At 44.5% G+C, this 12,793-nt stretch carries 10 protein-coding genes and 1 tRNA gene; 1 reads left to right on the top strand and 10 read right to left on the bottom strand.

What is annotated here, in order from left to right; translation table 11 throughout:
* Positions 1-187 precede the first annotated feature (187 nt).
* Positions 188-1,141: an IS30 family transposase gene (locus E0E16_RS06515; RefSeq protein WP_130828553.1), complete on the top strand. Its 954-nt coding sequence runs from the start codon at positions 188-190 to the stop codon at positions 1,139-1,141.
* A 497-nt stretch (positions 1,142-1,638) separates the two neighbouring features.
* Here the strand turns inward: E0E16_RS06515 and E0E16_RS06520 are convergent.
* The 10 genes from E0E16_RS06520 to E0E16_RS06565 form a co-directional block, all read right to left on the bottom strand.
* Positions 1,639-1,714: transfer RNA gene (locus E0E16_RS06520), tRNA-His, on the bottom strand.
* A gap of 87 nt (positions 1,715-1,801) precedes the next feature.
* Positions 1,802-2,200 (bottom strand): preprotein translocase subunit SecG, encoded by a 399-nt coding sequence (gene secG / locus E0E16_RS06525; RefSeq protein WP_130829618.1) that lies wholly within the window; start codon positions 2,198-2,200, stop codon positions 1,802-1,804.
* A 3-nt stretch (positions 2,201-2,203) separates the two neighbouring features.
* Positions 2,204-3,001 (bottom strand): DUF8458 domain-containing protein, encoded by a 798-nt coding sequence (locus tag E0E16_RS06530; RefSeq protein WP_130829619.1) that lies wholly within the window; start codon positions 2,999-3,001, stop codon positions 2,204-2,206.
* A 38-nt stretch (positions 3,002-3,039) separates the two neighbouring features.
* Positions 3,040-3,570, bottom strand: a complete 531-nt coding sequence (locus E0E16_RS06535) for an LptE family protein (RefSeq protein WP_130829620.1) — start codon at positions 3,568-3,570, stop codon at positions 3,040-3,042.
* A complete protein-coding gene (locus E0E16_RS06540) occupies positions 3,548-4,792 on the bottom strand; it encodes a sigma-54 interaction domain-containing protein (protein ID WP_130829621.1) in 1,245 nt (414 codons plus the stop codon). The genes E0E16_RS06535 and E0E16_RS06540 overlap by 23 nt, the downstream gene beginning before the upstream one ends.
* Positions 4,793-4,860: 68 nt before the next feature.
* Positions 4,861-5,868, bottom strand: coding sequence for a lysylphosphatidylglycerol synthase transmembrane domain-containing protein (locus tag E0E16_RS06545; RefSeq protein WP_130829622.1), 1,008 nt, complete (start codon positions 5,866-5,868; stop codon positions 4,861-4,863).
* Positions 5,869-5,912: 44 nt separating this feature from the next.
* On the bottom strand, positions 5,913-7,022 hold the full coding sequence (locus E0E16_RS06550) for a PdxA family dehydrogenase (RefSeq protein ID WP_130829623.1): 1,110 nt from the start codon (positions 7,020-7,022) through the stop codon (positions 5,913-5,915).
* Between the two features lie 77 nt (positions 7,023-7,099).
* Positions 7,100-8,044, bottom strand: a complete 945-nt coding sequence (locus E0E16_RS06555; protein WP_130829624.1) for a DUF4837 family protein — start codon at positions 8,042-8,044, stop codon at positions 7,100-7,102.
* Positions 8,031-9,071 carry a dual-specificity RNA methyltransferase RlmN gene (rlmN, locus tag E0E16_RS06560; RefSeq protein WP_130829625.1) on the bottom strand — a complete coding sequence of 347 codons (1,041 nt, stop codon included), beginning with the start codon at positions 9,069-9,071 and terminating at the stop codon, positions 8,031-8,033. The genes E0E16_RS06555 and rlmN overlap by 14 nt, the downstream gene beginning before the upstream one ends.
* Positions 9,072-9,306: 235 nt before the next feature.
* Positions 9,307-12,591, bottom strand: coding sequence for a C10 family peptidase (locus tag E0E16_RS06565; RefSeq protein ID WP_130829626.1), 3,285 nt, complete (start codon positions 12,589-12,591; stop codon positions 9,307-9,309).
* Positions 12,592-12,793 lie beyond the last annotated feature (202 nt).

Raw genomic sequence — 12,793 nt, forward strand, 5'->3', positions numbered from 1 at the left:
TCTGCTAATTCCAAATAGAAGTGCAAAATCTCTGTGGGTGCAATAACTATGAAAAACACCGCGGAGGTTTGCCTTGCGGCTGGGGGCGCGAAGCCCCCAAAGAGCATTGACGGATAACTTAAGCAATACAAAAAAAAGGAGAAAGACTTTCGTCCCTCTCCCTGAGATTAACTAATTTTGTATTGCAATGTATAAACAATTAACCTCGGAGCAAAGATACACAATAAGTGTGTTACTCCAAAAGAAATTCTCACTTAGTTTTATAGCCGAGACAATTGGCGTGTCTGTAAGTACCGTCTCTCGCGAAATTAATCGTAATTCAAATGAGAAGGGTATCTACAGCTGTCATTTGGCAATACTCAGAGCTCGCCGTCGCAAGTCGAACAACCCTGGCAACCGTTCTGTCAAGCCTTATGTCTGCAGCCGTGTGTTTGAACTTATCCGCCATGAGCAATGGTCCCCCGAGGAAGTTTCCGGCTGGCTTAGGAGAGAGGAAGGCATGAAGGTCTCCAAGTCTACTATCTATAATTGGATAGCAGCCAGTTCCCCGCACCATAAGGATAATATCCGGAAACACCTTCGCCATGGCGGGCACAAGGGCAGGACATCTAATATGTCGGGCAGCGCACTGATATCTAACAGAGTTTCGATTGACGAACGACCCGTCGAGGCAGACGGTCGTTCCATAGGCGATTGGGAAATGGACACCATCGTGGGAAAGAATGGAAAAGGTGCCATCGTAACGTTGGTGGACAGGAAGAGCTGTTATATGCTCATGGAGAAACTTGAAACGGGAAAACAGGCCGTACCTTTGGCGCATGCCGTGGTGCGGCTGCTTAGAGAGTCCCAATTGCCAGTCAGGACTATTACCACGGACAACGGAAGTGAGTTTGCAGCACATGAGATTATAGCAAGGAAACTAGGTACAACTGTTTATTTTGCGCATCCATACTCCTCATGGGAAAAGGGGGCAATTGAAAACATGAATGGACTCATCAGGCAATATATACCTAAGAAGACCAATTTCAAAGGTATATCCAAGGGAATGATAAAACATATAATAGAGAAATTAAACAACAGACCAAGAAAAAAGAATCAATTTCAAAAGCCAAAAGATATGATTAAACAAAGAATTGTGTAATTTTGCACTTGCTTATGGAATCCGCCCCCCAACCATTGCCACGAAATTATATGACAAAAACCATATTCGAGACACACTTCGTAATCTACTGATAATCAGAATGATATTAAATGAGACTTAAAAGCTTAGCTTTTGCACTCCAATTCATGACCTTTTGCATCGCAAAAGGTAAGCTTTTGGAACGTGAAAGCTAAGCTTTGGATAAACGAACGAAGAAAATTTAGGACATTATTGGACTCTTCTCATATGGTCGGGAAGGTTTTTCTCGTTTTCAATGACATGACCAAATAGTCGTTCCTCGAGGACTCGATTTTACCATCTGTGAGGCTGTAAGCTGAGTTGTTGTGGAACGACTATCTAAAGATGAAAAGGAAGCGGATTTTCTAATGATCGATTTGGGCTTAGAGGTTTTACTTGCGGTCGCTATTTGTCAATACTTGTAGGATAAAATAAAAGCGGAAAGCCTTTTTTATCGGGCTTTCCGCTTGTTTTCGGTAGGGTGGAAGGTCGGACTCGAACCGACGACATTCAGAACCACAATCTGACGCTCTAACCAACTGAACTACATCCACCGTGTTCTATTGCTTAAAAAGCGAGTGCAAAGATACAAAAATAATTTATTTCTGACAAATATTTTTGTACTTTTTATTTAGTGCTTGCTTATTTTGCCGGAGCCACAGGTGCTTGTTCGGAGGCGTTCTGTGTTGCCGGGGCTGTTCCTTGATTTGCCGGAGCAGTTTGTTTTTGCTGGCTTGCTCCAAAATTCGGCAGGTTATTCGGGTTGGTAGTACTTCCTTCTGTCGCAGCCTTTTCTATGACGCTTTGGTCGGTGGAGGCGGATGGTACCACGAATGCCGACATAACGCTCAGAACCACCATTGCGATTGCGAGCCCCCATGTAGCTTTCTCTATGAAATCTGTAGTTTTACGAACGCCCATGATGGCATTCGAGGATGAGAAATTGGATGAAAGTCCGCCACCTTTTGATTCCTGAATAAGCACTACTCCTATCATCAGGAAAGCTGCAATTACTACAAGTACTATTAATAACCAATACATTTTTTATTCTGATTTTTTATTATTATTTATTATCAATTTCTCCAAAAATCGGATTTGGTCTGCAAAGTAACGATTTTTTTTCGGATATTCCAAATTTAATCGCTTAATTATTTCCAGAGCTTTTGAATATTTTTGTTGTTTGATGTAAATTTTTGCCAAAGTTTCCGTAAAGTAGCTGTCATCTTCTATTTCCGCGCCATCTTCTGTTTCTTCGTTTATCTCGGCTTCGTATTCTGTTTCATCTTGAAGGGTTATTCTTCCATTCTCCTTGTTGATGAAGTCGTCAATGAGGCTTTGTCCGCGAAGTTCTGGGCTATTTGATTCTGCTTCTTTATTCTCCGTTTCCAGTAGATAAGCTACATAGTCGATGGTGGCATCTGCCGGTGTAGGTTTTCGTTTGTTCTCAGTCGGTGTTTCTTCCTTTTGGGGAAGGGTTTCCAAAAAGTCATCAATGAGCGAAGTTGTTCTGTCTTTCTGTTCCGGTTGCCGGTTGGTTTCCGCAGGGTTTGGCGTCTGTGGTGAGGCGATGCCATCATTTTCGTCGATTTGCTTGGTTTCAGGTGTTCTCAATCTGTAATGTGGACCTTCTACCAAATCGAACAGGGTGTGTCTGTCCGTGATGAATAGTGCCGCACGTCGCAACTCCTCGTCGAATGTGGGGTTGTGAAGAAGGAACAAATTTCTCAGCAGCAGCACTCTCGCGGGCTGATAATACGGATAAAGCGCAAGAAGACTTCTAAGCTCGTATAGTGTTTCCTTGTCGAGGTCTTCGGGGTGATTGAAATAATGTGCAATATCCATGATTATCAGGTTATGTTCTATATTATGCCGAACGAATCTTACCAATTGGCTACCGTTGCGTTGAAAATCTGTTCGGTCAAATCTTTCACCATTTGTTCCACCAGTTGTTCTTGAACGGCATTGAGGCTCTTCGTGGTTTCGTAAGTTGCCGATGCCGTGAACTGTCTTTCAAAGTCGTCATTGTGATTAGTATTGTTCACAAAGCGTACGTTTACGGTGATTGAAAGTTCTGTCTGCGCGGAATATCCTTCGCTTGATACACTTTTGTTTCGTTGTTGATATTGGGTTATTTCTCCTTCCAGTTTCATGTCGCCATTGCGTTTCACTTGTTGCAAGCGAGTGTGATTGGCAAATATGTCTTTCAACTTGTTGTTAAACATGGGTCCCATGGGTCCCCACACATAAGTGGAGCGGATGGGGAAGTCGGCAATCTGAATGCTTTTCACCTTGGTATAATCAATGCTGGCTCCATTGAACTTATAGCTTACCGAGCAAGCGGTCAGCCATAGCAGGCACACGAGGTATAAAAAAGGTGATCCAATGAACCTATTTATTATTTTCCAATCCATATTGCTTTATTCTTCGATAGAGAGTTCTGTCGCTGATACCTAACTCCTGCGCGGCTTTTTTCCTGTTTCCGTTGTTTCTTTCCAAAGCCTTTTCCACCAGTTGCCTGCCTATATCATTGATATTCAGTGTTTCCGGTTCTGATATTTCTTCAGCTTCGGCAAACTCAATCTGTCCATTCGATGCTGTTTCCGATCCAATCGTTTTTGTGGGCATCGGTAGATTTCCGGTAGATTCTGCCGCCAATGGCTCAAACTGGTGTGGAACATTGAGTGCCTGTGCGTCTTCCAGTTGTTTCCTCACGGTGTTCAAGTCTCTTCGCAAATCACTTACATTTCCTCTCAGCTCGTACAGGATTTTATACAGCAAATCACGCTCACTCTCATAACTATATTTCCCCCCATTCTGCACAACCGTCAATTGGGTGCTTTCCGGATCTTTCGGAATGAAATGTGAGAGCATCTCGGAGGTTATCTCGCGTTTTTCACTCAAGATTGACATTTGTTCCGTGATATTTTTCAATTGTCTCACATTCCCAGGCCATTTATAATGCAACATCAATTGTTTGGCATCTTCCGTAAGAATAATCTTTGGTAATCGGTATTTCTCTGCCATCTGCATGGCAAAGAGACGGAATAGTAGCAGTATGTCTTCTCCACGATCACGTAATGGTGGCATTTGAATGGGGATAGTGTTCAGCCGATAGTACAAATCTTCCCTGAATTTGCCCTCACTTACAGCCTTGCGCATATTTACGTTTGTGGCGGCGATGATGCGCACATTTGTCTTTCGCACTTCCTGACCTCCGACGCGGATATATTCGCCCGACTCCAGTACACGTAGCAGTTTCGATTGCGTAGCCAATGGAAGTTCTCCCACTTCGTCGAGGAAGATGGTTCCTCCATCTGCTGTTCCGAAGTAGCCTTCGCTTTCCCCGATTGCCCCCGTGAAAGAACCTTTTTCGTGTCCGAATAACTCACTATTGATGGTTCCTTCAGGTATGGAGCCACAGTTTATCGCAAAATATTTCTCGCGTTTTCGCGGTGAATTATCATGAATTACTCGAGGCAGAACTTCTTTACCCACTCCGCTCTCCCCGATGATGAGAACGGAAAGGTCAGTTGGTGCCACCTGCAGTGCAATGTCGAGTGCTCTGTTGAGTGCTTTACAACTGCCCACTATGTTGTAGCGCTGCTTTACGCGTTGTAATTCCGTATTGTTCATTTAGCTGACAAATTTACCCATTTTATTCCAAACTTCTGCAATTTTGGCAGAGTTTAACAGATAATGATTCAGTTTTTTCTGCGTTGCTGATTGATTTTGATGAGCAACAGTCCTATAGCCGTCCATATCAGCTCACGGATTCTCACAATTAACGCAACAAAAATACCGGCGTTGGCAGTGAGTCCCAATCCGGAAATTGACATCAGGAAGCCTCCTTCTCTTCCTCCCAACTGTAAGGGCATGAAGAACAGCATGTTGGCAAATAGTGTTGTGAAGGAGATTATCAAGATGCAATTCAGATAGTTCACACTCGGGAAGAGCACCAAGAGAATGAAAAAGACTTCCAAGGCACTGAAAATGCGACACAGCAGTTCCGACAGCACAACTGTCAAGAAAGTCTTGGGTTGTTGATTGTGCAATGCTGCTATCTGTTCGTCAATATTCCGAAGTTGCTCATCGTGAAGTTCCACGTAATGTTTCGCCCATTTCCTTATGCCGGGTATGTTGCCCAAAAGCCTCATCATGCGCACTGCCAATCCTTTCTTATATCCCGACAAGAAAAACCATATAGCCACAAGGCAAAACATTCCCACAATGGAAAGCAAAATTATCATGAAAACACTCACATCCTGCGTGAGAATGTAAAGGGGTATGGAAAGAAGCCAGAACCAAAAATGGCTGAAGATGTGGGTCATTACGAAAAGAACCACCGACGAGGTAGCCCTTTCCACTCCAATCTTGGGCGAAAGCTCCATGATGCGGTAAGGTTCTCCGCCCATTAAGCCCCCCGGAGTGGCATAATTCAGCGCGAACCCTGATACGCTGACCTTATACAGCCACCAGAACGGAACGATGTTTCTATTTTTCTCGTCTTTTGTTTCCTGACTCCTGATAATGATATACCATGAGGCTGTATTGAAGATGTACAGAAAGAACCACAGAACTACAACCGCGAAAAACCAATAGCCGGCATTGCGCAACCCTTGCCACACCTCAGCGAAATCCAATTGCGTGAGCATGACAACGAGTACTATAATGCCAAAGATAAAAAAAACGTTTTGGTATTTCTTCTTCATTGAAAGTATGGTTTAATTCAACGTCCAAACTTCATGAATACACACTATTCGCTTTCCCGTATCGGTTCGTTGCGATGTTTGGGAACGGTGAAGCGTACCTTATCCGTCTCATCTCGTTTTTCCTTGAAGAGTTTTGGCAGAGGTGCTGCCATCGGCTCGTTATATTCCATCCGGTTGCGATATATATCGATTGCCGAATAGATGGCATGGCGGAAGGACATATCATCGGCAATTCCTTTCCCTGCAATATCAAACCCTGTACTCATATCCGGTGCTGTGCACACGAGGGGCAGTCCCGCCAAATAGTTCACGCCTGCCTCCACTGTCAATGTACGGAAAGGAGCCAGTCCCTGATCGTAATACATTGCTAAAGTCGCATCGAAGTGTTCCCAATCGCTTGCACCGAAAAACTCGTCCGCTGCATAAGGACCGAAGCATTGAATATTATTCTTTTCGAGAGTTTCGATAGCCGGAGCGATGATGTCGCGTTCCTCCGACCCAAGTAATCCGTTGGCTCCTGCTTTGGGATTAAGCGCGAGAATGGCAACACGTGGGTTTGAAATACGGAAGTCGCGACAAATACTATTGTACAGTCGTGTCGCGCTATCGGTTATTTTCTCGGCTGTTATGGTCTCTGCCACCTGTTTCAGAGGCAGGTTTCTTGTAGCCAAAGCGATGCGCAGATGTTCGTTCAGCAACATATTAATTCCTTGTCCTTCCAATTCTAAATGGTCCTCTATGTATCTGCTCTGACCGCTGAAATGAAACTCCTCGTTATTGTCGATGGGTGCCGTTACGAGGACATCAAATACACCTTTATTGAAATCCTCCAAAGCTCTGTCGATGGCTCTCAAACCGGCATTTCCCGATATCTCAGTGGGCTTTCCCAATTCCACTTTTATCTCTTCATCGAACACGGGGACAAAGTTGATTCGTCCGTCCTTAATCTCTTCCGCTTCGTTTATTATCGTGAAGTTTGCCGGAACTCCCAAAGCGTTGCGATGATAGGTTGCCACTTTGGGTGAGCCATAGACGATGGGTGTGCACAAATCGAGCATTCCCTGTCGGGCAAAAGTCTTAAATATGATTTCATATCCAATTCCGTTGGTATCTCCGTGGGTGATTGCCACACGTATTTTTCTATCTTCGTACATATCTTTTCGTATATTAATTGTTCTTCTTATTTCATCTATTGCGGTATCTTGTTTAAAAATCGCGTTATCCACATTGTCTATCTGTATGCCTTTGGTCTTGATTTCAAGGTGTATAGAGCTGTTTCCAAGCGTCGCGTCAAATTTCTTTTCCTTGTTTCCGGCGCGTACACGAATGCCTCTGCCACAAGAAAGCTATCCTTTCTTCCGTCATCTGTCCTGATATATGCGACGAATGGTCCGCCCATGGCATCGTTTTTCATTTCCCACAAGCCCCTTATTGTTACAGACTTTCCCTTGTTCACGCTTGTTGAGGTTATGGCTGCCGTGGTCATGAACATATTATCTCGCTCTCCGGGAATATTTCTTCGCATCACACTGTCCCGCTGTTGTTTGAAGTCTGCCTTGGATATTGTGTATAAACAGATGTTTTCCATACCCGAATTGGCATTGTTTGACAGCCACAGAAAGTTATTTCCCTTTTTGCTCGATGTCATATTCCCGGCTATTCGCATGGTTGCCCCAAACATTTCGTTTATCGTTTTTTCGGCTTGGGTGTTTTGCTCTTTGTAAAAGCGTTTTAGCGTAACTGCCATTTCGCTTTTTATCAGGTAGTTGAGCAACGTTTTCTCACTCTTCTGCAGAAACTTTTGCAATTCCAATTGCGTGGGTGCAGTTAGTGATACCACCACTTGTGGTCGGGCATAGGCATCGCGTTGCATGCGCATTTCGGTTGTTTCATAGCGCGTGCTGTCTATCTTCAGCATGATGATATTGCGTGCCAACCGGAAATTGCCCGTGAACTGTTCGGAACTCAGCTCTGTTACGTCGAAGCATGGCTCGCGTTGTGGCAATCCTTCCATCCTTGTGGAAAGCACATCATAGAGCAGGCTGTCCCTGTCGTCCACTACCACCACTTCATAAAGCCTGCCTCCACTTTTCGGCAAGAATGCTCTCTCTCGGCACGAAGCCATGACAAGCAGCATAAAAGCCCAGCCGAGGCAGAAAATATCACGCCCTTTCATCGGCGATTTTTTTAGCTGTGGAAAGCAAGCCACAAGCCGCGAAAATGTCTTGTCCGCGACTGGCGCGAATGGTTGTAAAGATGCCGTGTCCGGTCAGATAATCCCGGAAAGCCTCCATCTTTTTGTCATCTACGCCTTTGAGTGGCACGTGAGGTATGGGGTGGAAGCGAATGAGGTTCAATCGGCACTCCAAACCTTTCAGAAGCCGCACAATAGCCTTGGCGTGTTTTTCGGAATCGTTCACGCCTCGGAAGACAATGTACTCGAACGAGAGTCGGCGTTGATGTGAGAAGTCATGGTTTCGCAGCAATTCCACAATCTCTGTTATCGACATTCCACGCTCCGCGGGCATTAATTCCGCCCTTTCATCCGCGATGGGATTGTGCAGACTGATTGCCACATGGCAATGGCTTTCCTCCAAAAAACGTTTCAGTTTTCCCTTTATGCCGACACTGCTCACTGTGATGCGCTTAGGCGACCACGCATAGCCATAATCGGCAGTGAGGATCTGTGTCGCACGCAACACGTTGTCAAGATTATCCATTGGTTCTCCCTGTCCCATGAACACGATATTCGTAAGCCGGTCGCGTTCGGGTAGGGAATAAATCTGGTTCAGAATATCCGTTGCCGACAGATTGCCCTCAAATCCCTGTTTGCCGGTTTGACAAAACAAGCAATTCATCTTACACCCCACCTGTGATGATACGCAAAGTGTGGCACGATCGCCATCGGGTATGTACACAGTTTCTACCGATTTTCCGTTTTCCGTCGGAAACAGATATTTTATCGTTCCGTCTTGGGAGTGTTGTGCCTCTATCGGCATTTTGCAGCCTATAACGTAAGCAGCATTCAACTTCTCCCTGTTCGTTTTCGCAAGATTGGTCATTTCGTCTATTGTTGAAATGTGCCGTTCGTAGAGCCATTTTGCCATTTGTCCTCCGGCAAAAGCAGGCATTCCCAATTCTTTCGCGACGGCTTTCAGTTCCAACAGGTTCATTCCCAAAAGCGATTTCTTCGCGACTTCCATATCCTCTCTTTATATATTATGGTGCAAAGATAGCGAAAAAATAGAGATTAGTTGCGTTTATACGTTTAATTTTGAGGCACTGTCTTATAAAAGTGCGTGAGCCGGTATGAATAAAAATGATAAGAGGTGTATTTGGATTGCCCTAATACACCTCTTACTTGATTAGTTGTCCCTCTGCGATACAGGTTTTTCTTCGTGGTGAGGGAAATTTCCGTTTACTTTCATCAACTCATATCTATTTAACAACTTTTTTGCCGTTAATGATGTAAATGCCCTTTGGCAGGCTGTTGAAATCGATTGCGCCACGTCCGATTATCACGCCGTTTAGGTTGTAAATAACAGAGGTGTCATTAGCAGCGTTTGCATCTACATCGGTAATGCCTAAGGCAGGAGTAATGATATCTACTTTCAATGGGTTGGTATTATCTTCTCCGGCTATGACACCATCTGCTGTTGCGAAATAAGCGTGGAACGGCGCGACGGTGCTTGAGGGCTTGGCAATGAATTCCGTGCCTGTGGCATTCAGTTGATATGCTTTCTCTACTGTCTCCTTCGTGTAGGTTCCGATAAACTTATACTTCGTTCCCGAAACCACGGGGATTGCATCTGCAATGATCTCAACATTCGTACCATGGAACACTACTTCCTTCGCAGTCTGTATGCCGGTTTCTCCCAATAATTTTGCGTCTATCGCAACGATATAAGGTTGGTTAGCCTTGAAATCATTTACGTAGTCATAGTAAATGATTTTTTGCGCGTCGTCTTCTCCAAATACATTCATCAGTCGGATGCTCTTGTCTTTGTCATCTTTCGATTTGAACCACTCGTAAGGCGTGTTGTCGATAGTAATCTTGTTTACCTCGAACGGTAACGTGATGGTTTGCCAATTGTAGTTTGTTCCGTTGTAGCCTTTTTCAAACTTGCGTGTATAGGTTATGTCGTTGACTGTAAAATCATTAAACGGCATGAAGTCAGAATTGGCATCATCTACCAAGGTTATCTTCTCGGCTTCCCTGTTTACAATGATGTTCTTTCCGGCAAGTGCAGAAGGTACGTTTGCTTTTTCAGCGAAATAGTAGAGCGCATTCGGGTTCGTACTTCCGGCAAGTGTCCCCTTGAGGGTTGATGAACCGAAATCAATGGTTGTGGCATTGCCTAAATCTATGTCATTTGTCGGATTGAAAGTCTTGAAAGTTCCGTCCGGATAGAAAGCCGTTACACCGGGCAACACCTTGAATTCAGCGGAATAACCCCTTTCGTCCCAATCCTCACCATCTTTATGTGTGAACACACTCACAAGATAACTCTGCCCTTCACTCAAACCAACAAATTTAAATGTCTGTGTGAGCGTTCCGTTTGCCTTTACCGATACTTCTCGGGGAACATCGCCGAGGTTGTACCATTTACTTCCTGAGTGTTGGAACACGGTTACGTATATCTTGTCATTGTATGGTGTAGAAGCATTGTTTGTCAATGTGAACTTACCCGTAATGCCTTTTCCATAGACAACACCGTCCTTGTTCGCGTCAATGCTTACCTCTGCCTCAAGATTACCTCCGTTTCCGGCCTCCCGAACGATGAATGTGCCTGATGAACCGGGAATTTCCGTATAGATGTCTTCCCATTTCTTTGTGACCTCGTTATAAGACTCCTCTACGCTGACCAAACTGTATTTGAACGTTCCGGCAGTTTTCGGGATATAACCGAACGATATCTGCGATGTCTTGCCACGTGCGACAGACAGCGACACCACATTCTCTTCAACATTATTCTTGTCGATTCTAAGTCCCACGAGACCGTAATAATCAGAACCAGTGTTTTTCACGTCAAAAGTAAACGAGCAGGGAGACTTCACTGTTGGTGTTCCTTCGATTTTCGCAGTAGCGTTGAGGTTGAAGTTCGACCCGTCTTCCGTTTCCGAAACACGATACTGTGTTTCTGTAATTTCCACCATTACATAGCTTTTCGTATAACCGTCGCAGAGTTTCCAATCTTCATTTGTCTTTTCTCTATACACCGGGAATACCTTATATTTACCTAGTGGAAGGTTTGCCCCGAAGTCGTTCAACTCCCATAATTTGATGGTATAATAATAGTTGTAGTCTTTATATTTACATTCTTCCGTTCCATTGCTCAATACTTGAATCAATTGGTTATTTTCATCGCATAGCCCGATGCTGAGATAACAGTTTCTTGGGCCTTTCTCCATATTCAGCACTTTGAATGTATATGAATATTTATCATCTTTGGAATAGAAATCTGCTCCCTTGAAGTTCACGTCTTTTGATGCGCGATTGACAGTTTTCACAGATGGGTATATATCATAACCCACCAGCGTGCAGGCAGCTGGCTGCCCTTTGTTCGGCTGAATGCCGATGATGGCTTGTTGATCTTGGGAATAACCACCTTCAAAACCACCTATACCCTGTGCTCCCGGTTCTAAAACCGATAGGCGGTAATATCCATCCTGATTACCGCTCCACCCCCAATTAATGTGGAAGTACTCGCCCTCGGCATATCCATCCACTACGAAACAGTGCCCACCGAAAGGCGATGCACCACAGAGCACCACCGGACGTTTCGCCTTCAACTCGCCGTAAAGTGCGTCTGCCCATGTATCTGCGGTATAATCGTAGCGTGTTATCAGTTTTGTTGTGGCCGCGTAATCGAAATAGGTTTTAAGAGCTTTGGGCACATCGCTGCCAAAAGCTCCGGAACCTCCCTTGGAGGAATAATAATAATTCATGCGAACGCTGCTTCCGCAATACTGCATCAGCTTTGCTACTGCATCAGCCTCTGCTTGGGAGTAGTTTCTACCGTAAACATTTCGCATGTTTCTCCAGTCGAAAGTGGTTACCGGCAACTCCGAAACATCCAAATTCGCTTGCTTGGAGGTGTATGCCGGAATCGGCATCAAGGTTTTCCCCTGTGGCCATTGATAATATCTCATGACCTGTGCCATCGCGGTAGCCACGCAGCCCGTTACGAAACGTCCGTTGCGCGTGTCTTTTTTCATACTTTCATCTGTTATTTCCGGACAGAGTTTATTGTAGGGAACTTCCTGATCCCAGTGAATGGCCACTAACGGTGCTATTGGCTCTTTTGATCTTGAAATCGCTTTTCGTGCGGGTGCCCTCCTTGATGAGACATTCATTTTGTCCAATTGTTTGAATTCTTCCACGTATGCGTCCAAAAACGATTTCATGTTTGGGTTTATCTTGCCTGCGTCAAACGTGCCCGCATCGGTATAACCCAAAATGGGAGTAGTGCGATCGTCGCCTGATACAATGATAAATCCGTTGTTTGTGCCTATGTTGAATACATAGAAATACGATTGTTCGGAAACCGACTTGAGTTTTGGAACTCTGTATGCCCGGCGCATCTTCATCGAGCGTGGCAAGCTTGTTCTGCTGTTTAGGAAGGCTTGCGCTTCTCTCATTGCCTGTTCTTGCGAAACAGGTGCCGCGAAAAGTGTTACCGATAGCAGGAACACGAAAAATAATGTAGTTTTTCTTAACATAAGAATTAATAATTAATTGATAATCGAATCATGTCAAAGTGATTGTTTAGAAAGATACCTTAACAATAACCGAACGCAGAGTCAACCAGCAAGTGCAAAATTATAAAACGTATTTGAAGAATTCACACTTTGGAGTAGAAAAGTTTAATTTTTCTCTCGGTCTTTCGTTCAATTTCTTTTGTATCGACATAATTCTCTTGTC

Source organism: Prevotella rectalis (genome assembly GCF_900607215.1).
In the GTDB taxonomy this organism is placed as follows: Bacteria; Bacteroidota; Bacteroidia; order Bacteroidales; family Bacteroidaceae; genus Prevotella; species Prevotella brunnea.